Origin of the sequence: Pseudomonas sp. MSSRFD41, from assembly GCF_014230245.1 — a bacterium.
Lineage (GTDB): Bacteria > Pseudomonadota > Gammaproteobacteria > Pseudomonadales > Pseudomonadaceae > Aquipseudomonas > Aquipseudomonas piscis.
On the sequence record NZ_JACKZK010000018.1, the window covers coordinates 107,341 to 127,954 of the forward strand.

At 63.1% G+C, this 20,614-nt stretch carries 17 protein-coding genes; 2 read left to right on the forward strand and 15 right to left on the reverse strand.

The window, feature by feature from the left end; genetic code table 11:
• Nucleotides 1-13 precede the first annotated feature (13 nt).
• The 15 genes from H7A76_RS23615 to H7A76_RS23685 all read right to left on the reverse strand — a co-directional run bounded on the left by H7A76_RS23615 (nucleotide 14) and on the right by H7A76_RS23685 (nucleotide 18,655).
• Complete coding sequence (locus H7A76_RS23615) at nucleotides 14-751, reverse strand: cephalosporin hydroxylase family protein (RefSeq protein WP_185700729.1); 738 nt, start codon at nucleotides 749-751, stop codon at nucleotides 14-16.
• A 20-nt stretch (nucleotides 752-771) separates the two neighbouring features.
• Nucleotides 772-1,842 carry a class I SAM-dependent methyltransferase gene (locus H7A76_RS23620; protein ID WP_185700730.1) on the reverse strand — a complete coding sequence of 357 codons (1,071 nt, stop codon included), beginning with the start codon at nucleotides 1,840-1,842 and terminating at the stop codon, nucleotides 772-774.
• Nucleotides 1,832-2,689, reverse strand: coding sequence for an NAD-dependent epimerase/dehydratase family protein (locus H7A76_RS23625; RefSeq protein ID WP_185700744.1), 858 nt, complete (start codon nucleotides 2,687-2,689; stop codon nucleotides 1,832-1,834). The genes H7A76_RS23620 and H7A76_RS23625 overlap by 11 nt, the downstream gene beginning before the upstream one ends.
• A 5-nt stretch (nucleotides 2,690-2,694) precedes the next feature.
• Complete coding sequence (locus H7A76_RS23630; RefSeq protein WP_185700731.1) at nucleotides 2,695-3,921, reverse strand: class I SAM-dependent methyltransferase; 1,227 nt, start codon at nucleotides 3,919-3,921, stop codon at nucleotides 2,695-2,697.
• Nucleotides 3,918-4,478 carry a dTDP-4-dehydrorhamnose 3,5-epimerase family protein gene (locus H7A76_RS23635; protein ID WP_185700732.1) on the reverse strand — a complete coding sequence of 187 codons (561 nt, stop codon included), beginning with the start codon at nucleotides 4,476-4,478 and terminating at the stop codon, nucleotides 3,918-3,920. Before H7A76_RS23635 ends, H7A76_RS23630 begins: the two co-directional genes overlap by 4 nt.
• On the reverse strand, nucleotides 4,475-5,557 hold the full coding sequence (gene rfbG / locus H7A76_RS23640) for a CDP-glucose 4,6-dehydratase (RefSeq protein WP_185700733.1): 1,083 nt from the start codon (nucleotides 5,555-5,557) through the stop codon (nucleotides 4,475-4,477). Before rfbG ends, H7A76_RS23635 begins: the two co-directional genes overlap by 4 nt.
• A complete protein-coding gene (rfbF, locus tag H7A76_RS23645; protein ID WP_185700734.1) occupies nucleotides 5,539-6,312 on the reverse strand; it encodes a glucose-1-phosphate cytidylyltransferase in 774 nt (257 codons plus the stop codon). Before rfbF ends, rfbG begins: the two co-directional genes overlap by 19 nt.
• Before the next feature lie 304 nt (nucleotides 6,313-6,616).
• On the reverse strand, nucleotides 6,617-10,186 hold the full coding sequence (locus H7A76_RS23650; protein ID WP_185700735.1) for a glycosyltransferase: 3,570 nt from the start codon (nucleotides 10,184-10,186) through the stop codon (nucleotides 6,617-6,619).
• A 120-nt stretch (nucleotides 10,187-10,306) separates the two neighbouring features.
• A complete protein-coding gene (locus H7A76_RS23655) occupies nucleotides 10,307-11,869 on the reverse strand; it encodes a flagellar hook-associated protein 3 (protein WP_185700736.1) in 1,563 nt (520 codons plus the stop codon).
• 13 nt (nucleotides 11,870-11,882) lie between these two features.
• Nucleotides 11,883-13,928 carry a flagellar hook-associated protein FlgK gene (flgK, locus tag H7A76_RS23660; RefSeq protein ID WP_185700737.1) on the reverse strand — a complete coding sequence of 682 codons (2,046 nt, stop codon included), beginning with the start codon at nucleotides 13,926-13,928 and terminating at the stop codon, nucleotides 11,883-11,885.
• Nucleotides 13,929-13,938: 10 nt separating this feature from the next.
• Nucleotides 13,939-15,204, reverse strand: a complete 1,266-nt coding sequence (gene flgJ, locus H7A76_RS23665; protein ID WP_185700738.1) for a flagellar assembly peptidoglycan hydrolase FlgJ — start codon at nucleotides 15,202-15,204, stop codon at nucleotides 13,939-13,941.
• Nucleotides 15,205-15,213: 9 nt separating this feature from the next.
• Nucleotides 15,214-16,323 (reverse strand): flagellar basal body P-ring protein FlgI, encoded by a 1,110-nt coding sequence (locus H7A76_RS23670; RefSeq protein WP_185700739.1) that lies wholly within the window; start codon nucleotides 16,321-16,323, stop codon nucleotides 15,214-15,216.
• Nucleotides 16,324-16,330: 7 nt separating this feature from the next.
• Nucleotides 16,331-17,026, reverse strand: coding sequence for a flagellar basal body L-ring protein FlgH (gene flgH / locus H7A76_RS23675; protein ID WP_152896948.1), 696 nt, complete (start codon nucleotides 17,024-17,026; stop codon nucleotides 16,331-16,333).
• Between the two features lie 57 nt (nucleotides 17,027-17,083).
• Nucleotides 17,084-17,869: a flagellar basal-body rod protein FlgG gene (flgG, locus tag H7A76_RS23680; RefSeq protein WP_185700740.1), complete on the reverse strand. Its 786-nt coding sequence runs from the start codon at nucleotides 17,867-17,869 to the stop codon at nucleotides 17,084-17,086.
• Nucleotides 17,870-17,914: 45 nt separating this feature from the next.
• Nucleotides 17,915-18,655 carry a flagellar basal body rod protein FlgF gene (locus H7A76_RS23685; RefSeq protein ID WP_185700741.1) on the reverse strand — a complete coding sequence of 247 codons (741 nt, stop codon included), beginning with the start codon at nucleotides 18,653-18,655 and terminating at the stop codon, nucleotides 17,915-17,917.
• 325 nt (nucleotides 18,656-18,980) lie between these two features.
• Here H7A76_RS23685 and H7A76_RS23690 point away from each other — a divergent pair, with 325 nt between their 5' ends.
• The gene (locus tag H7A76_RS23690; protein WP_185700742.1) at nucleotides 18,981-19,847 is read left to right on the forward strand and encodes a hypothetical protein; all 867 of its coding nucleotides are present in this window, start codon (nucleotides 18,981-18,983) and stop codon (nucleotides 19,845-19,847) included.
• On the forward strand, nucleotides 19,844-20,566 hold the full coding sequence (locus H7A76_RS23695; RefSeq protein ID WP_103324857.1) for a TylF/MycF/NovP-related O-methyltransferase: 723 nt from the start codon (nucleotides 19,844-19,846) through the stop codon (nucleotides 20,564-20,566). The genes H7A76_RS23690 and H7A76_RS23695 overlap by 4 nt, the downstream gene beginning before the upstream one ends.
• The last annotated feature ends 48 nt before the right edge of the window (nucleotides 20,567-20,614 follow it).

Below are 20,614 nucleotides of genomic sequence, written 5' to 3' on the forward strand. Positions count from 1 at the left end.
CAACCATTGATGTTCAGCGAACCCGGCGCAGGTAGCCGTCCGGCGCCACGGTCAGCAGCAGCTTGTTCTGCATCTGCTGGTCGATCTCGAAATCGCGATTCTCTTCCAGGTAGGCCCAGACCGCGGTCTTCGGGTTGTCGCCCGGGCCCCATGGACGATCCGGGAAGAAATCCGCCGGCATGTCCTCGACCACGGTATCCATCACCACGCAGTAGCTGTCCACCGACACCAGCGGCGCATACAGGCGCAGCTCTTCGAGCACGTGCTCATGGGTGTGGTTGGAGTCCAGCACCAGGATCACCTTCTTGCCGGCTGCCGCGGCCCGCACCTGTTCGGCGATGGCCGGATCGATGCTCGAGCCCTCGATCATGCGGATACGCTTGCTCATCGGGTGCTGCTCGATGGCCTCACGGTTGTGCGGACGGATATCCAGGTCGATGCCCAGCACCTCGCCATGGCCCTGCAACTCCAGCAGCGAGGCGTAGTAGATGATCGACCCGCCGTGGGCGATACCGCACTCGATCACCAGGTCCGGCTTGACCCGCCAGATGATCTCCTGCATCGCCAGCATGTCCTGGGGCAGCTGGATGATCGGCCGGCCCATCCAGGAGAAGTGGTAGCTGTACTTGTGCTGCGCGGACTGGTTGAAGAAGTCCCGGGCCAGCCCCTTGAGCTTCTCATCCTGGCCCTGGGCGCTGACCTGCGCCTGGCACTCTTGTTCGAAGGCTTGAATGACGTTGTTCTCGCTCATGTTCGGTTTCTCGAGGCAAATTATCGGAACGACGCGCTGTCGACGGCGTGATAGACATAACGGCCATCGGTCATGCGCTTGATTTCTTCTAGGTAGTTGGAGTTCATCACGAACAGGTTGGCCTGCGCCGGCAGCGCCTCCATGGCCTCCTGCGGTGAGGACACGCGCATGCCGCTCAGCGGCAGGTAGCGGCCCTGCTTGGCGGGGTTGATATCCACCACCTGGTCCACTGTCACCCCGGCTCGTTGCAGGAACAGCGAATAGATCACGCCCTTGGAGGACGCGCCCCAGATGCCGGCGCCGGTCCCCGGCGCCGACTCGATGATGCGCTTGGCCCGCTCGAGGCTGGCGGTGAAACCAGCCGGCATCTGCAAGGGTCGCTCGGGCGCTTGCAGGCGCGCCTTGAGGCTGCCCAGGTCTGCCACCACATACAGGTACTGGCCGCCGAACAGATGCCCGGCCTCGTGCACGGTGCCGAACATCCGCTGCAAGTCTTCGAGGCGGAAATAGTTCACATGCTCGTAGAACACGTCGAACCAGGCCTGGTGCTCGAGGATCCAGTCGAAACAGGGCACCTCGATGTAGATCTGCCCACCCTGGTTGGCTTCGGCGATGGCCTGCAGGAAAGCCAGCGGATCGGCGATGTGCTCCAGCACGTGACGCAACACGATGGCCTCGGCGGACAACCCCAGCTGGCGCGTGAAAGGCGCCTTGATCACCTGCGGATTATCGCCCTCGTAAGCGGGGTCGATGCCGGTGATCGAGTAGCCCAGGCCGCGCAGCAGTTCGAGGAAGTAGCCCTTGCCGCAACCGACTTCGATCAGTTGCCGGTCCTTGAAATGACGAGCGACGATGCCCTCGACAGCCATCAGGTGTTGCTGGAACTGCGCCGAATGCGCCTGTTCGTTCTGATAGTCGCTGTCATAGCTGAGCTTGTCGGCATCGAAGGCCTGGTTGTAGATCAGCCCGCTCTCAAGGTCCTGCACCAGGATCATGTCCGCGCTGGCAGACTGCCGGGCACTGCGGGCATCGGCGAAAGTCCGGTTCTGCAAGACCGGCAGGTCGGCGACCCGATACAACTCATGCGCCATGTTCGGCTCCTGTCAATTGCAGCAGGCGCTGGTTCAAGCCCCAGAACGCCATGGGTTCGTAGTCGGGATAGGGGTAGTGACCCAAGTTCGGGCGGATCGCCGAGCGGCGCTCGGCAATGCGCTGCTCCACCAGCGCACGCACGGATATCGGCCGCCCGCTGGAACAGTTGACCACCCCGGAAAAATCCCGCCGTTGGAGCAATGCCGCCAGGTGACCGGCGGCCTCCTCGATGGCCAGGTAGTCGCGCAGTTGCTCCCCACCGGACATGTCGAAAACCGGATCGCCGGCATCGATGGCGCGGTCCAGCGCCGCCAGCAGGCTCCTGGGGTTCTGCCCCGGGCCGTGCAGGTAGAACAGCCGGGCCCATTGCAGATTGAACGGCAACTGCTGGCGCAGGGCCTGGAGGAACAGATGCAGGCTGTGCTTGGCCAGGCCATAGGGATTGTCTGGCCGGGCCTCGGCCTGCTCGTCCAGCGGCCCGCTCTGCATGCCGTATTCGAAGCAGGTGCCGGTGACCAGCACCTGGGGCACTCCCGCCTCGACCACTGCCTTGATGAAGCGGTAGTCGGCCATCAGGTTGTGCTCCAGGTGGAACAGCGCCCGGTAGTCGGGCAACCCGGGCCAGGCCAGGTGGGCCAGGGCATCGACCCCATCCACCAGCGCCGCCATGTCGAGGCTCGCGTCATGCACGTCCTGCGCACGAAACTCCACGGCATCGAACCATGGCAACCGCTGCGCCTTGTCCAGGTTCCGGGCCACGGCACGTACCCGGCAACCCCGGGCCAGCAGCGCCGTGACCAGATGCTGGCCGACGAAACCCGTGGCACCGGTGACCAGGACCGTCATGGCGCTCACAGCAGCTTCAACTCGGGTACGGCGATCACGAAGCGCGCGCCCCACTGGCGAACCTGGGCCAGTTGCTCGCTGACCTCGGCGAGCAGGTTCCATGGCAGCACCAGCACATAGTCCGGCCGCTCCTGGTCGATGCGCTCGGGGGCGACGACCGGAATCCGGCTGCCGGGCAGGAACTTGCCCTGCTTGTGCGGGCTGGCATCGGCAACCCAGGCCAGCAGGTCGGAACGGACCCCGGCGTAGTTGAGCAAGGTGTTGCCCTTGGCCGCCGCGCCATAGCCCACCACGCGCTTGCCCTCGGCCTTGGCCTGGAGCAGGAAGCGCAGCAGCTCATGCTTGATCCGCTCGGCGGCCGGCGCCAGGGTCCCGTAGTAACCGGCAGTGTCGACCCCGGCCTCGCGCTCCAACCGCAGTTGCTGGGCGACACTGTCGTGCACCGGCCGGCGCGAGGCCTCCTGGCGCTGGACGAAGACCCGCAGCGAACCGCCGTGGGTCGCCAGGGTCTGCACATCGAAGACTTCCAGGCCATTGCGCTGGCACAACGCCTGGACCGCGATCAGCGACAGGTAGGAATAGTGTTCGTGGTACAGGGTGTCGAATTGCTGCCCGGCCATCAGGCTCAGCAGTTGCGGGAATTCGAAGGTAGCCACGCCCGCTGGCTTGAGCAAGGCGGCGAATCCGGCCAGGAAGTCGTTGATGTCCGGGACATGGGCCAAGACGTTATTGGCCGCCATCAGGTCCGCGGCCCAGCCCTCCTCCACCAATTGGCGGGCGGTGTCCAGGCCGAAGAACGATTCACGAATCAGCAAGCCCTTGTCCCGCGCCGCCTGGGCGGTACTGCGAGTCGGCTCGACCCCCAGGCAGGGAATGCCGCGCTCGGCCACGTACTGCAACAGGTAGCCATCGTTCGCCGCGACCTCGACCACCCGGCTCTGCGCATCGAGCCCGAAACGCTCGACCATCTGCGCCACGTAGCCCTGGGCATGCTTGAGCCAGGTGCTGGAGAACGAGCTGAAGTAAGCGTAGTCGGCGTCGAACAGATGGTCGGCGCGGGTGTAATCCTCGGTCTGCACCAACCAGCACCGCTGGCAGACCTGGACCTTGAGCGGCACCCATTGCTCGGCCTGGTCCAGTTGTCCCTCGCGCAAGTAGGCATTGGACGGCGGCGACGTGCCCAGGTCGATCAGGGGCAGGCTCAGGCAGGCGCCACAACCGCGGCAATTCATAGTTTCACTCCAGCGAAGGCGGCATCGAGCAACGGATGGCTGGCATCACGGCTCGACAGATTATTGACAGGCAGTGGCCAATCGATCGCCAGCCTCGGATCCAGTACCGACAAACCCGCCTCATGGTCCGGGGCATAGTCGGCGCTGTGCAGGTACAGCAACTCGGCATCGTCGCTCAGGGTCTGGAAGCCATGGGCGAAACCGGCAGGCAACAACAGGCTGCGACCGTCACCCGCGCGCAGGTGTTCGGCATGCCAGTGCAGGAAGGTCGGCGAGTCGCTACGCAGGTCCACCGCCACGTCCCAGACCTCGCCACGCAGGCAGGTGATGAGCTTGGCCTCGGGCCGGGCCGCGGTCTGGTAATGCAAGCCCCGCACACTGCCTCGTTCGCGGGTGCAGGAATGGTTGATCTGGCGGATGTGGAACGGCTGGCCGAACGCGCTCAAGCTGCCTTCGCAGAACAGTCGGGAGAAATGCCCACGCTGGTCCTCGAAACGCTTGTGGCGCACTTCATACAGTCCGGGCAATGGCAGGGCCAGGACCTGGAATTCGCTCACAGCACACCTCGGTACAGATCCAGTTGCCCCAGGGTAACGGCGCGCATGTCGGCACCGCTCTTCCACGCCAGGTGCCAATCCAGGGTCTGTGCCAGGCACTGCTCCAGGCTCCAGCGCGGCTGCCAGCCCAGCACCTGGCGCGCGCGACTGCTGTCCAGGCGCAACAGCCCGGCTTCGTGCAACTCGCTGGGTTCGATACGCAGGCCCGGCGCGGCCGGCCAACGCCGGGCCAACAACTCCACCACGTCGCCGACACTGCACATGTCCTGTTCGCCGGGTCCGAAGTTCCAGGCCCCGGCGAACTCCGGCCCCTGCTGGTACAGCCTGGCGGCCAGTTGCAGGTAACCGGCCAGCGGCTCCAGGGCATGCTGCCAGGGGCGCACCGCCTGGGGATAACGCAAGATCACCGGCTCATCGGCGGACCAGGCCTTGAGTACATCGGGGATCAACCGCTCGGGCGCGAAATCACCGCCGCCCAGGACATTGCCCGCACGCGCCGTAGCCAAGGCCAGGCCGTGCTCCTCATAGCGCTGGACAGAAAAGAACGATGACGCGTAGGACTGGGCCAGCAACTCGCAGCAAGCCTTGCTGCTGCTGTAGGGATCGTGCCCGCCCAGGGGCTCGTTTTCCCGGTAGGGCCACAGCCACTCCTGGTTGGCGTAGACCTTGTCGGTGGTCACCAGCACACAAGCCCGCACCCCACCGACCTGGCGGATCGCCTCCAGCAGGTTCAGGGTTCCCATGACGTTGCTCGAATAAGTCCCCAACGGGTCACGATAGGCTTCGCGTACCAGCGGCTGGGCGGCCAGGTGCAGGACGATTTCCGGCTCTACCCGGGCCATCAGTTCCAGCAGACGGCCCAGGTCGCGCAGGTCACCACGATGGTCCTCGATGCCCTCGGCCACTCGAGCCAGCTCGAATAGGCTCGGCTCGGTCCCCGGATCCAGGGCGAAGCCGCTGACCTGGGCCCCCATGCCTTGCAGCCACAGGCTCAGCCAACTGCCCTTGAAGCCGGTATGGCCGGTGAGCAGGACACGCTTGCCCCGCCAGAATTGCGCACTCAGTCCCACTGCTTCCACGGGGCCTCCCCGCTTTGCCAGAGTTGCTCAAGGTGGTTCTTGTCACGCAGGGTATCCATCGGCTGCCAGAAACCGTTGTGCTCGAAGGCCCGCAATTGCTGGTCCCGGGCCAATTGCATCAGCGGCTCCGCTTCCCAGGTGGTGCTGTCGCCCTGGATGTAGGGCAGCACCTTGGGTGAAAGGACGAAAAACCCGCCGTTGATCCAGCCACCGTCGCCACGGGGTTTCTCGACGAAGCCCCGGACCTGGTCGCCATCGCGCTCCAAGGCACCGTAGCGGCCGGGCGGCTGCACCGCGGTGACCGTAGCCAGCTTGCCGTGGGCCTTGTGGAACTGCACCAGCGCACCGATATCCAGATCCGATACGCCATCGCCGTAGGTGAAGCAGAACGCCTCTTCATCCTGCAGGTAGCGTCCGGCCCGGCGTAGGCGTCCGCCGGTCATGGTCTCCTCGCCGGTGTCGATCAGCGTCACGCTCCAGGGCTCGCTGTAGTTCTGGTGCACGTCCATGCGGTTGTTGCGCATGTCGAAGGTCACATCCGAGGTGTGCAGGAAGTAGTTGGCAAAGAAGTCCTTGATCGCGTAGCCCTTGTAGCCCAGGCAAATCACGAAATCATGGATCCCATGGGCGGAATACTGCTTCATGATGTGCCAAAGAATTGGCTTGCCACCGATCTCGATCATGGGCTTGGGCTTGAGGTGGGATTCCTCGCTGATACGCGTGCCCAATCCACCTGCCAGAATTACTGCCTTCATTTTCCCCCCTTCTGACTCATCTGCACCCATCGCCGGATCGAAGCGGCCCGGCGGGGCCCCGAATGAGATGCCCAAGGCATGCTCTGCACTGACGAACGAGCCGGAAACGCTCGTTTTATGGCGATTGCCATGGGGGCTTGCAGGAAACGCGCCAGCTATTCGTCCAGGCTGCACCGGGCCTGCCCGACAAGAGCCGGGAGGAGAACATGCCCAGAGCCGGTATTCGAACCGGAACCCAGGCCACCCCAAAAAAACGGACGAAAAAAAACCAGGCCGACATGGCCTGGTTTCTTCGACTGGCGGGTCAGTCCGGCAGCCAGCCCCACAGCCAGTGCTGCAGGTTGTCGCTGCGCAGCATGAAATCGCGATGCACCGCTTCGCGCAGCTCATCGCCCATGCGATAGCTGGCGGCCGGGTCGGCCAGGTGCATGCGGATCGCCTGCAACCACTCCTCGGTGCTGTTGCTGTAGACCCTGGTGCACGGCAGGAAACCGCGATAGGCCTCGGTGTCGGTGCAGATCACCGGGTAGCCGCAAGCACCGTACTCCAGGAGCCGCAGGTTGCTCTTGCAGTCGTTGAAGATATGGAACTCCAGGGGCGCCAGGGCCAGGTCCAGGTTCAGGCTGGCCAGCTTGTACGGATAATTCTGCAAGTTGATCGCCGGATAGAACTCATGCACATACGGACGCAGCTCATCAGGGCACATCCCGAAGAACACCCACTCCACGTCGTTGGCCAGCTCGCGCACCACATCGGCGATGATTTCCAGATCGCCGGTATGGCTGGTGCCACCGCCCCAGCCCACCCGTGGCTTGCTGGAAGTAGCCCGGCGACTGGTCAGGGTCGCCCAGGGGTCCGGTGCGAGCATGTTGGGCACCACCCGGATATCGCTGTGCATGCTGGACAACGCGTCGGCCAGGGGTTGGGTGGTCACCACCACCCGATCGCACAAGGCGATGCCATCACGCACCATTTGCTCGGTATTGGCAGGCTTGTTGCGGGTGTGGCTGTTCTTCTTCGGCGCACTGATCACATAGTCGTCAAGCTCGTAGATCCGCAGCGCGCTGGAATACTTTTTCATGCGCAGGATGTCGTTGACCGCCCCCTCGCTGTAGCGTCCTTGAAGCACGATGGTATCGGGAGACAGACGCTCGATCTCGACCGTCGAGGGCGACTCGTAGGACACCCGGGCGATCACCCGGCCGGACTCCTCCAGGGCACTGAGCGGCCCAGTGACCCGGTAATGACCGGCTGCGGTGCTGTTGACCGGCAATCCCAGGATCAGGGGCAGGTCACGACTGCTGAACGGGTTCCAGTTGTTGCGCAACGTCGGCTCCAGGCTGAAGCTGGAGAACCCCAGGCTCAAGGCCGGATTGTAGGCCGGATCACGGGCGATCCTCGGCAACCAGCGGCTATGGAAGATCTCCTGGTCGACCACCTGCGCCTGCTGCGCCACAGACCTCTCGACCTCCGAGGCGGCCCCCCGCATCAAGGTGGCATAGGGAGTCCAGACCACCAGGTAGCCACTACGGTCGATTCGCAGGCACAAATCGGCAGCCCCCAGAGCCCCAGTGAAATCCTCCTGGTCCAGGCCACCAACACTGTCGAAGACCTCCTTTCGCACCATCAGGCAATCGGCACTGACCGCACTCCAGTTCTGTACCACCTGCAAACGCTGCATGTAGCCACGGGCACCGAAGGCTTCCCCGACGAAGGGCGAGCCCACCGGGCCGGCCAGCCCCAGTACCTGCCCGGCATGCAGGATGGAGCCATCGTCCGCCAGGATCCGCGCTCCCACCACCCCCACTTCCGGACGCTGGGCCTGGTTGAGTAGCTCGTCCAGCCAGTCGCCGCTACAGATCCGCGCATCATGGCTGAGCAACAGCAGGTACTCGCCACGGGCCTGGGTCGCGACGGCGTTGATCAAGGCCGCCTGCCCGGCGGGGCCGTCGTAGGGCAGCACGCGCAGCAAGGAAGCCCCCAACTGCGCCATGGCCGTCAGCCAGCCGGCCATGGCCGGATCGCGACTACCGGAATCCACCAGCAGAATCTCGTAGTGGTTGTAGGCCGTCTGCTCGACCAGGCTTTCGACGCAACGCTGCAAGGTGGCCAAGGAATCACCACAAGTAACGATGATCGACACCAGCGGACGTTTGCCATGCAAGTAATCGATGCGATTGAGCAATGGCAGATCATCGTGGCAGATCCGGTGCTCCACGCCGATACGCTGCAAGTGGGCACTCACCAACCCCTCGCTGGCCTCTATCACCTGTGGCCGCGACAACCATTGGGCGAAGGAAAACTCCGACTCCAACTGGATCTCGGCGATATGCTCGATGGCCTGCGGCCCTGCGGCTTCCACCAGGCGCCAGAGCAGATCGTGGGCAGCCAGCTCGCCGCGAACCGGATCGAACCCGCCCTCGGCGAGGAAACGCTCACGGGAGAAAGCCAGGGCACGCCCGACATAGGGATAGGAACGCATGAGGTCGAGGTTGAAATCAGGCTTGAATACCGGCTCGGTGGACTCCCCTTCCACCAGAGCTCCCTCGTCGCTGTAGGCGCAAAGCATTGCCGGGTCATGGGCAATGCGCTCGGCCAGCACCAGCAACGCCGAGGCCGACAGGCGATCACCGGCCTGCAGCAAGTAGAACCAGTCACAGCCTTCCAATTGCGGCACCAGCTCATTGAGCTGCCGGGACCAATCGCTGCGCAGGGGTTGCTGGAGTAGCCATGGCCGCTCCGGGCAATCGGCCCCGGACAGCAACAGCACCGCCCGGGGCGGATACAACTGGGCATCCAGGCTGTCCAGGGTACGCTCGAGCGCCTTAGCGGAACCCTCGACATCGAGGATCACCGGCACGATGCGCACCTGCCGCGGCCAGCTCTCGATACGCTGGGGCAGGTGTCGCCGCTCGGGTTTGGACAAGCAGCGATTCGCCAGCCACTCGCGATAGAACTCCTCGTAGCTCTGGCTCGCACCACCGACCCGCCCATGGATCACGGTCTCGCGATTGCCCAGCACCCGGGTCACGCACAGCTCTTGCCACTGGCGTGGCTGCACATGGGCCCGAACCAGGTCCACATAGCGCACCCAGCCGGAAGCCGGCGCCGATTCGCCGGCCCGCGCGGCCAGCATCTGCTTCAACCAGCCCCATTCGGTGCTGGCCAGCTTGAGCATTTCTGGAGTTCCGCTGAGGCGGCCAGGATAAAGCCGCTCACTGCTCAAGACGGTATTGAGCGCCACCAGATTGCCACGCCGCAACAGGCAGATGAACAAGGCCGTATCCAGCAGAGCGACAAAGCCGGCGCCTTCCTGGATCAATGCCGGCAGCAACTCCAGCACATCGGCACGGCGCATCAACGATGAACTGAAATTACCCAGGTAGCTACTCTGCCAAGCCTCGAGGATCGCCAGCATATCGTCGCCCTTGAACAGCGAGTCGCAGAGGGAAAAACAACTGTTTTCCACACGCGAGGGCAGGGCCGAGCTCCCGGCATCACTGAATATCCGCAGCCCGCACACCAGGCTGACCTCCGGATGCTCGGCCAGCGCCGGGGCTTGCAAGGCGATACTCGGGGCGAACAGACGATCGTCGTCGCAAAGAATCTTGAGCAGCTCTCCCCGGGCCTCTTCCACGCACCGCAGGATGTTGCGCTGCAACCCCAGGCGTCGCGGGTTGCGCAGGTAGCGCACCGGATGCGCCGGCTCCACCAGACCTTCGACGATACGCTGGATGTCATCGCCGGCGCTGTCGTCGCACACGACGATTTCCAGGGGGTGGTAGCTCTGCGCCAGGGCACTTTCCAGGGCCTGGGCGAAAAAACGCGAATTGAAGGCGGGGATGACGATGCTAACGAGGGGCGCTTGGTTCACGGCGGGAAACTCTCGAGCGGCGAGCCTGGGCAGCAAGGCCAGGACTGCGGAACCGCTTGTAGAAAGACGGTTGGTGGCTCGACGGCCGTGGCGCCCCGCTCAGGGCGCCACGGGCCGGGCTCAGCCCTGGTTGAACAGGCCGAGCTGGCTGATCTTGCTGAAGGCCAGCTGCGAGGCCTGCAGCATGGTCTGTTGCAGGGTCAGGCGCGTCATCACCTCGGCAGGATCGGAATCGGCGATCGCCGAGCGGGTAGTGGTGTTGGCCGCCGCCAGGTTGGTATTGATCTCGACCTGGGTATCCAGGGCCGAACCACGGCCGCCCACCGAACTGATGCCGACCGTCAGCTGGTCGGTACCGCTGGCCAGGTTGGCCATGCCCGAAGCCAGGTCGGCCAGTTGTTTCTGGATGGCCAAGGCGTTGCCGTCGGTCGGAGTATTCAAGGCGCTTTTCAACTGGCTCACGGTATCCAGGATGTTCTGGGTCTCGTGGGTGTTGACCGCGACGCTGAACTGGTCGTTGGCCGCCGGGGTACCGCTCAGGTTGAAGCTCACACCCGCCGCGGTAGCCACGTTGCCTGCCAGGGTGCCGGAAGATACCGGCTTGCTGTCGGCGGTCAGCGGCGCGGCATACAGATCGAAATCGGTGGCGCTGGTGAACTTCAGCACCGCCGAACCGCTGGGGAAGGTCGAATTGTAGTTCGCCTGGTTGGTCACGCTGGCGCTGGAGACCTGGGCGGTGCTGGGGTTAGCCGGGCCACGCGCGACGTTGAAGCTATCGGGCTTGGAACCCAGGCTGAAGGAGTACTGCGGCAGCAGCACGGCAGCATTGTCACCCGTCTTGAGGTTGACGTTCAGGTTCAGGTCGACACCACGGAAGCTCACCGACTGGTTCGGAGTGTTGCCGATCACGCCGCCCTGGCTGGCCTCGGCAGTCACGTCGTTGCCAGCGGCATCGGTGATCTTCAGCTGGGTGGCACTGACGAACGATATGCTGTAGGGCTCGCCCTTGCGGAAATCGGTGTTGTACTTGCCGGCGTTGGACATCTGGCCGTTGGACAGGAATACCGTGCCATTGTCAGGAACCGGCGCGGTCTGGGTGGTGACCTGGGTACGGCTGGTGTTCGGCGCCTTCTGGAATACGTCCCAGCCGGTGCTGTTGGCGGCCATCAGCATGGTATCGCCTACCGGCAGCATCAGGCTGCTCTGGTCGCCGTTGTAGCTGTAGGTGCCGTCGGAGTTGCGAGTGAACGGCGGCACGTCGTCCTTGGAGCCGCCGAAGATGTACTTGCCGTTGGCGTCCTGGCTATTCATCAGACTCAGCAACTGCTCTTCGATCTGCCCCAGCTCCGAAGCATTGGCCTGGCGGTCCTTGTCGGTATAACCAGCGTTGCCGGCACCGGCGGCCAATTCCTTGGCGCGAGTCAGGACATTGTTGATGCTGGTCATCACCGATTCGGTCTGGCCCAGGGAGGCCTTGATCGAAGTGGTATTGGTCTTGTACTGGCCTAGCAGCGAAGCCTGCTGGTCCAGTTGCAGCAGGCGCGCCGCGCCTACCGGGTCGTCGGCCGCGGTATTGATCCGCACCAGGCTGCTGGCCTCTTCGCTGCTCTTGACCACGTTGGAGAAGTTGCGCTGGTAGTTGGAAGCCGAAGTCTCGAAGAACTGAGCAGTGGAAATACGCATGGGCTACGGCTCCTTAAAGGCTGCTGATCAGCGTGCTGAAGATGGTTTGCGCGGCCTTGATGATCTGCGAAGACGCGGTGTAGTACTGCTGGTACTTGACCAGGTTGCCGGTCTCGTCATCCAGGTTGACCCCCGACAGCGAATCACGCGCGCCCTTGGCGTTGCTCAGGATCACCCCGTTGGCGGCCGAATCGAGCTTGGCCTGGCTGGCCTTGGCGCCGACGTTCTCGATCAGCTTGCCGTAGGCATCCACCAGGGTGATGCCCTTGCTCGCCGAACCGGTATCGACGGTCTGCTTGCTCTGCAAGCCGGCCAGCGCCAAGCCGTTGCGGTTGTCCGAAGAGCCGGCGCCGTTGACCGAGATGTTCATGCTGTCGCCGGAGTTCGGCGCACCCGCCACATCCATCTTCACCGCGAAGGTTTTCTGCACACCGGCGCCATCGAGGATCGGCGCACCGCTGGCATCGACCATCTTGATGTTCAGGTTGAGGGTATTGGTCTGCCCGGGAACGATGGTGCCACTGCCCATCTTCGTGCCCTTGGCATCGAAATAGTCGTAGGTCTGGCTGCCGCCGGCAGGTGCGTTGAACACCACTTTCACCGGACCGGAGTTCTTCAGTGCGGTCTGCATTTCCAGCTTGGCGGCCGCGTCGTAGTTGTCGATCGGCGTTACCAGCGATGGCTGCGAGCCGATGCTCAGCGAGCTCTTGACCCCGGCGGCGATCTCGGCCTTGAGCGGCGCGGCGATCGCCAGGCGCTTGGCATCGGTCATCTCGGTCTGGATCGCGTTCGCGGCATTGCGGGTCGGGGTGATCTTGAAACTGTCGCCCACGGCAGCGCTGCCATTGAGCTTCAACGCGAAGCCATCGATGACCGGCGGTGGGTTGGTGGTGGTGCTGAAGGAGCCCAGGTCAGTGCCATCGGAACGCTTGACGCTGTAGTCGGTCGGGCTACTGAAGGTCACCGTGTAGTCGCTGGTGGTCAGCTTGCCGGAATCCTTGATGGTGACATCGAAGTTGCCCGAAGCGGTGTTGTTACCGGCGCTGGCGATGCTGCGCTGGCTGATCAGGCGAGCGCTGTTGATGTCATTGAACAGATTGCCACCGAACTCACCGTTCTTGTCGATGCCCTGGGCCATCTGGCTGTTCATCTGGTCGGCAACCACCAGGGCCACGCGCCCCAGCTCGTTCATCGCCGGGTCCAGCACCTCGCTGCGATAACGCAGCAGGCCGCCGATCTCGCCACCGGTGGTGAGATTGGTGATGTCCACGGTGCTGCTACCGCGGTTGATCTGCAACATGGAACGGGTCGGGTCGTTCTTGCCCGGCACCACTTCCAGGGAGTTGGCGCTGTTGCCCATCACCAGCGGCTGGCCGCTGCCCAGGTACAGGTCGACGCTGGAGCCACGCTCGGACACTTGCACACCGATGAAGGTGGACAGCTGGCGCACGGTCTCGTTACGGGCGTCGAGCAGGTCGTTGGGCATGCCCTTGCCGTCGCTCGACAGCTCGGAAATCTTCTGGTTTAGCTGGGCCACGGTGGTGGCGAGCTTGTTGACCTGGTCGGCCATGGTCGACAGGTTGCCGTTGATCGTGTTGTTCTGCTCTTTGAGCTGGCTGGAAACCGAGTTGAAGCGATTGCTCAGCGCCTGGGCATCGCTGAGCAGCAGCTGCCGGGAGGCTTCATCGGTAGGCTTGGCATTGAGGTTCTGCACCGAGGCGAAGAACTTGGTCAACGCGCCAGTCATGCCGGTACCGGTCTCGGAGAGCAGCTTGTCGATCGGCGTGATCTGCTGCTGGTAAGCCGCCACGTCGCTATTGAGCGAGGTCGCGGTACGCAGCTGGGCGTCGAGGAAGCTGTTGTACACCCGGCGCACGTCAGCCAGGGTGGTGCCGGTGCCGATGAAGACGTTGCCGAACTGGCTGGAGGCCTTGGTGCCCTGTACGGTCTGCTGCCGCGAATACCCGGCGGTATCAGCGTTGGCGATGTTGTTACCCGTGGTCATCAAAGACGATTGGCTGGCAGCCAGCCCGGACATCCCGATATTGAGCAAACTCATGATTCAGACCTTATAAATTCGTGGGAGCGCCTGCCGCAGCGTAGTTCTGGTAACTCTTCATCTGCTTGGCTATCTGCGAAATCTTGCTTGCGTAATCCGGGTCGGTTGCATACCCGGCTTTTTGCAACTCGCGAACAAACTGTTCTGGTTTATCGGCCACCTTCAGCACTTCTTGATAGCGATTATTGCTCTGCAGCAAGGTCACCAGATCGTGGAAGCTGTCCTGGTACGAATCGTAGGAACGGAACGCCGCCGTCTCCTTGACCATCTGACCGTTGCGAAACTCGCTGGTGATCGCCCGGGCCTGGGCGCCCTGCCAACTGCTGCCGGCCTTGATCCCGAACAGGTTATGACTGCTGCGACCATCCTGCTGGCGCATGACCGACTTGCCCCAACCGGTTTCCAGGGCCGCCTGGGCCACCAGGTAGCGTGGATCCACACCAATACGCCTGGCCGCCTGCTCCGCCATCGGCAGCATGGTGGCGACGAACTCATCGGACGATCCGAAGGCACGCTTGGCCGGCGCCAATGGTGGCTGGGCCACGGCCCGGCCATGGATGCGCATCTTGCCCTGGGACGCGGCATACCCTTGGTTGACCCGCCACTCACCCCGTAACACCGCATCGGCGGCCGCGCTATTGCGGGTAGGCGCGGCGTTCTGCGCAGTGGCTTCCACACCTCCCGCCGAAGGCACGATGCCGGCCAGCAGGCGATCGGTGAGCTTGCTCGGCAGCGATAAGCGCCGCTGGTTGAGCAAGGCCATGTCGTTGTGGGCCAGGCTGGTACGTACCGGATCGGCAGTACGCGAGGCCCACAACGGCCGCTGGCCGTTGAGCCGGCTCAGCGGACCATCCTGGGCTGCGGTACCGGCGGCGATCGGCGTCGGCGTGGCGACTGGCGCAGCGACCGGCGGTGCCGAGGTCAGCCCGGTGGGCGCCGCCCTTGGCTTGTTCTGCATCATCTGGCGCACCAGCACGTTGGCCAGGCCGATACCGCCACCCTCGCGGGACAAGGACACCGCCAACTGCTGGTCGTACATGTCCTGGTACTGCTTGGTGGTCGGGGTATTGAGCGGGTTGTCCTGGGCCAGCACATCGGTGGCCTTGCGCATGGACTTGAGCATTTCGTTGAGGAACAGCGACTCGAACTCCTGCGCCACCTTGCGCACGTTGGCCTCGCTGTTCGTGTCGCCAACCTTCAGTTGCTGCAGGCGATTGAGGTCGGAATAGGCTCCGGAGTCACCACTGGCGACCAGACCGCTCTTATGTATATCCATGGCCACCCCTCAAATCACGATCAGGTCGGCCTGCAAGGCGCCGGCCTGTTTCAGGGCTTCGAGAATCGCCATCAGGTCGCCTGGCGCCGCCCCCACCTGATTCACCGCCCGCACGATCTCGTCGAGGGTAGTGCCCGGACCGAACTTGAACATCGGCTTGGCCTCCTGCTGGGCATTGACCCGCGAGCGCGGCACCACGGCGGTCTGGCCATTGGACAGGGGACCAGGCTGGCTGACGATCGGATCCTCGGTGATGGTCACCGTCAGGCTGCCGTGGGTCACCGCCGCAGGCGAGACCTTGACGTTCTGGCCGATCACGATGGTGCCGGTGCGGGAATTGATGATGACCTTGGCCACCGCCTGGCCCGGATCGATCTCCAGGTTCTCCAGGATCGACAGGTAGTCCACCCGCTGGCTCGGGTCCAGCGGTGCAGTCACGCGGATCGAACCGCCATCGATGGCCTGGGCCACGCCCGGGCCGAGCATGTCGTTGATCTTGTCGACGATGCGCTTGGCGGTGGTGAAGTCCGAACGATTGAGATTCAGGGTCAGGCTGTTGCCCTGGTTGAAGCCACTGGGCACCGCTCGCTCCACCGAGGCCCCGCCCGGGATTCGCCCCGCCGATGGCACGTTGACGGTGATCTTGGAACCATCCCGGCCTTCGGCATCGAAACCACCCACCACCAGGTTGCCCTGGGCGATGGCGTAGACGTTGCCGTCGATCCCCTTGAGGGGGGTCAGCAACAGGGTGCCACCACGCAGGCTCTTGGCGTTACCGATGGACGAAACCGTGATATCCACTTGCTGGCCCGGCTTGGCGAACGCCGGCAGGTCGGCACTGACCGACACTGCCGCGACGTTCTTGAGCTGCACGTTGCCCGATCCAGGCGGGACCTTGATGCCGAACTGCGACAGCATGTTGTTGAAGGTCTGCAAGGTGAACGGCGTCTGGGTGGTCTGGTCACCCGAGCCATTGAGCCCGACCACCAGGCCATAGCCGATCAATTGGTTGGAGCGCACGCCGGAAATACTGGCGATGTCCTTGAGCCGTTCGGCCTGGGCGCCGAGGGACATGGACAGCAACAAGGCGGCCGCCATCAGGTGCTTGAAATTCAACATAGTGCGCCTAGAAAGGGAACAGCGGGCTGAGGAAGAAACGATCGAACCAGCCTGGCTGGTTGGCGTCGGCGAACGACCCGGTTCCCGAATAGGTGATACGTGCATCCGCCACCCGGGTCGAAGACACGGTGTTGTCCGTGGCGATATCGTCCGCACGGATCAAGCCGGCAATGCGCACCAGCTCATCACCGGTATTGAGGGTCATCCACTTCTCGCCACGCACGGCGAGGATACCGTTGGGCAGCACATCGGCCACGGTGACGGTGATCGAACCGGTCAGGCTGTTGCTTTGCGCCGCCTTGCTATCGCCCTTGGTAGAGCGATCACCCTTGTAGCCGGCATTCAAGCTCAGGTCGCCATCGCCGAACGGGTTGTTGGTGTTGGGCACCGCGCCGAACAACGACGTCAGGCCGATGCTGTTGCTGCTGTTCTTGCTCGACGCCGAGTTGGCGCCCTTGCTGGCCGCGGTCCGCTCGTTCAGGGTGATGGTGATGATGTCGCCGACCCGGAACGCCTTGCGATCGGTATACAGGCTCTGCTCGAAGCCGGCCTGGTAGATCGAACCGTTGTTGGAGGCCGAAGGCAGCGGCGTGCGCGGCAACACTGGCGCGTAGTAAGGGTCATTGGGCTTGGGTGGCGGGGCGACACAGCCCGCGAGCACGGCACTCCCACTCAGCGCTAACACACAGATAAACCGATTCATGACCTTCCTCACGATGTTACCGGCACGTCATCGACTCATGACGGCCTCAAGACTTGATTACAGCTTCTGCGTTACGAACGACAGCATCTGGTCGGCGGTGGAGATCACCTTGGAGTTCATCTCGTAGGCCCGCTGGGTGGTGATCATGTTGACCATCTCTTCCACGGTGCTGACGTTGGAGGCTTCCAGGGTGTTCTGCAGCGTGGTGCCGAAGCCGTTCAAGCCCGGGGTGCCGATCTGTGGCGCACCACTGGCAGCGGTCTCCAGGAACAGGTTGTTGCCCAGCGCTTGCAGGCCGGCCGGGTTGATGAAGTCGGCGGTCTGCAGGTTGCCGATCACCTGGGACGCCGGGTTGCCGGCCACGGTGATGGAGACGGTGCCGTCGTTGCCCACGGTGAAGGTCTGCGCGTTGTCAGGTACGACGATCGCCGGCTCCAGGGCGAAACCATTGGCGGTGACGATCTGGCCATTGGAATTGAGGTGGAAAGTGCCGTCGCGGGTATAGGAAGTCGTGCCATCGGGCTGCAGGATCTGGAAGAAGCCACGGCCGTTGATCGCCAGGTCCAACGGCTGCTGGGTGGTCTGCAAGCTACCGGCACTGAAGTTCTTCTGGGTGCCGACGATGCGCACACCGGTACCGACCTGCAGGCCGGAAGGCAGTTCGCTGTCCTGGGTCGACTGGGCACCCGGCTGGCGCTTGATCTGGTACAGCAGGTCCTGGAACTCGGCACGGTCACGCTTGAAACCCGTGGTCGAAACGTTCGCCAGGTTGTTGGAAATAACACTCAGGTTGGTGTCCTGGGCGGACAGGCCGGTTTTGGCAACCCATAGAGCCGGAAGCATTCGATTCTCCTCGTGCGCCTGTTTTACGGCGCTAGGTACTGGTAATTAGCTGATCTGCAAGACCCGAGCCATGGCCTGGTCGTCTTCTTTGGCGCTGTTCATCATCTTGACGTGCAACTCGAACTGCCGGGACAGGGCCAGCACCGCGGTCATTTCTTCCACCGCATTGACGTTGCTCGACTCGAGGAAACCCGAGACCAACTGCACGCTGGCATCGGCCGCGGCGGGCTGGCCGTCCTTGGTCTTGATCGAGCCATCCAGGCCTTTGGCCAGGTTGCGGGTATCGGGGTTGACCAGCTTGATGCGGTCGACCTCGGCCAGCACCCGCGGACCTTCGCCCATGGCACGGATGGTGATGGTGCCATCCTGGCCGACTTCGATCTTCTGCTCGGGCGGCACGGCGATAGGACCACCGTTACCCATCACCGGCATGCCGTTGCCGGCACGCAGAACCCCCAGGGCGTCGACATTCAAGCTGCCGGTGCGCACATAGCTTTCGCTGCCGTCGGGACTCTGCACAGCGATCCAGCCCCGGCCGCTGACGGCCACGTCCAGGTCACGACCGGTCTCGACCAGCGAACCCTGGGAGAAATCCGTCGCCGGGCGCTCGCTCATGGCAAACGCCCGCGCCGGAAAACTGTCACCAAACACCGGCATCGCACGAGCCTGCTCCAGGTCCCGCTGAAAACCGTTGGTGGAGATGTTCGCCAAATTGTTGGCATGGGCCTTTTGCGCCAGGGCGTTCTGGCTGGCACCGGTCATCGCCACATAAAGGTACTTGTCCACTGTCGTTCCTCATCTGCCGGACGTTTGCCGCCCGCCGCTGTACTGGGCATGGCCTAAGCAATTTCTGCACCAACTTTCATTTTCGCCAGCACACACCATGCCAGCCGGGACTTTGGCGCAAGTCAGTTGATTTCAAGGAGGAACCCAGAGACGAAAAAACGGCGGACTTATGCCGCTACCGGCAAGTCCGGGTCGCGCCTCGGACAATTCCATGGCCGCGGGGCTTTGAGAACGGATCTTGCTAGGGACAGCGTCCGGCCATTGCGACTTCAGTTTGCGCAGGGGTGGCCGACACTCTAGCCAGTGACCGCCAAGGAGAACCGCTTTGAACCTGCACCTCAATCAGCTGAGAAAGAAAGCTGACTTCAAGGAAGCCATCTATTCAGGAGACATTTTCCTGGATACCCAACTGGCTACCGCCAAGGAACTATGCGAATTCGCCAAGGAAAACATCACCGCGGCCTTCGACGGCGAAAAGAATCACCAGGCCCTGCACACCCTGATGCCGGTGGAAGAATTCGTCACCCGGGTCACCCGCCTCAAGGGCCAGTTCACCAATAGCCAGCGCGTCAAGGAATTGATCCTCGGCTTCATCCACGAAGTCGGCCTCGATCCGCACGAGTACATCTTCGACGTGCCACGCCTGCGTGTCGTGCCCAACTACGACTACCTGCACGCCGGCGTCAGCTACGCCTACAAACCCCATCGTGACAGCTGGTACGGCAGCGTCGACTGCCAGATCAACACCTGGATGCCGGTCTACAGCATCACCCCGGACCAGACCATGATGATCAACCCGAGCTATTTCGATAAGCCGGTCCCCAACACCTCCAAGGACTGGAGCCTAAAGGACTGGATCAGCAACCAGCGCCACAAGGCCAAGGACAACCTGACCGAGGAAGTACGGGTCCACCCCGTCCCCCTGGGTGAGATCGATGCCTCATCGGAGATCCGTATCGCCGGCAACTGCGGCGAGATGCTGGTCTTCTCCGGCTCGCACCTGCACGGCACCGTCGCCAACCACACCGATCGCACGCGCTTCAGCGTGGATTTCCGCCTGATGCACCTGGACGACCTGAAACACAATCGCGGAGCCCCCAACGTCGACAGCGCCTGCCCAGACGTCGGCTCCGGCTTCAAAGACTATTTCCACGCCCACGACTTCTCGAATTTCCAAGGATTGCATTCATGACCAAACGTCGCCTCACCCCTGCCGAAGCCGAATACAACGCCACCCGTGCCGGGGTGCTCAAACGGGTCGACGCCGAATACGTCGCCGACGCGCCGTTCGTGTTCGCCAACCGCATCAACGTCACTGCGGCATTGTCGCGCATGGAACTGTTCAAGAAAGTCATGGACGTCCCCGGCGCGATCATCGAGTGCGGCGTGTACAAGGGCAACTCGCTGATGCTCTACATGCACCTGTCGATGATCCTCGAGCCCTATGCGATCAACCGCTCCATCGTCGGCTTCGACACTTTCGAAGGCTTCACCAGCATCAACAAGGATGAAGACCCGGCCGACATCAACGAAACCATGTTCTCCGACACCGACCAATCGCTGATCCAGGACATGATCGACGCCAACGACCTGCTGCGCCCGGTCAACCGCATTCCCCGCTGCGAACTGGTCAAGGGCGACATCTGCAAGACCGCGCCGGAATTCGTCAAGTCGCGTCCAGACCTGGTGGTGGCCATGCTGATCCTCGACACCGACCTGTACGAGCCGACCAAGGTCGCCCTGGAGACGTTCCTGCCCTACATGCCCAAGGGCGCCATCGTGGTTCTCGACGAAGTCGCCTATCGCAACTTCCCGGGTGAAACCAAGGCCCTGCGCGAAGTGTTCGACATGAACAAGATCGAACTCAAGCGCCTGCCGTTCGACTCCTGCGTCGGCTACTTCCACATCTGAAGCCCGACCCGCCCCATGAAAAAGCCCCGCTGCAGCGGGGCTTTTTCA

What these genes read in the sequence shown, in the direction of transcription:
- H7A76_RS23615 (WP_185700729.1), bottom strand. Translation starts at nt 751, where the DNA reads ATGAGCGAGAACAACGTCATTCAAGCCTTCGAACAAGAGTGCCAGGCG.
- H7A76_RS23620 (WP_185700730.1), bottom strand. Translation starts at nt 1,842, where the DNA reads ATGGCGCATGAGTTGTATCGGGTCGCCGACCTGCCGGTCTTGCAGAAC.
- H7A76_RS23625 (WP_185700744.1), bottom strand. Translation starts at nt 2,689, where the DNA reads ATGACGGTCCTGGTCACCGGTGCCACGGGTTTCGTCGGCCAGCATCTG.
- H7A76_RS23630 (WP_185700731.1), bottom strand. Translation starts at nt 3,921, where the DNA reads ATGAATTGCCGCGGTTGTGGCGCCTGCCTGAGCCTGCCCCTGATCGAC.
- rfbF (WP_185700734.1), bottom strand. Translation starts at nt 6,312, where the DNA reads ATGAAGGCAGTAATTCTGGCAGGTGGATTGGGCACGCGTATCAGCGAG.
- H7A76_RS23655 (WP_185700736.1), bottom strand. Translation starts at nt 11,869, where the DNA reads ATGCGTATTTCCACTGCTCAGTTCTTCGAGACTTCGGCTTCCAACTAC.
- flgK (WP_185700737.1), bottom strand. Translation starts at nt 13,928, where the DNA reads ATGAGTTTGCTCAATATCGGGATGTCCGGGCTGGCTGCCAGCCAATCG.
- flgJ (WP_185700738.1), bottom strand. Translation starts at nt 15,204, where the DNA reads ATGGATATACATAAGAGCGGTCTGGTCGCCAGTGGTGACTCCGGAGCC.
- H7A76_RS23670 (WP_185700739.1), bottom strand. Translation starts at nt 16,323, where the DNA reads ATGTTGAATTTCAAGCACCTGATGGCGGCCGCCTTGTTGCTGTCCATG.
- flgH (WP_152896948.1), bottom strand. Translation starts at nt 17,026, where the DNA reads ATGAATCGGTTTATCTGTGTGTTAGCGCTGAGTGGGAGTGCCGTGCTC.
- flgG (WP_185700740.1), bottom strand. Translation starts at nt 17,869, where the DNA reads ATGCTTCCGGCTCTATGGGTTGCCAAAACCGGCCTGTCCGCCCAGGAC.
- H7A76_RS23695 (WP_103324857.1), top strand. Translation starts at nt 19,844, where the DNA reads ATGACCAAACGTCGCCTCACCCCTGCCGAAGCCGAATACAACGCCACC.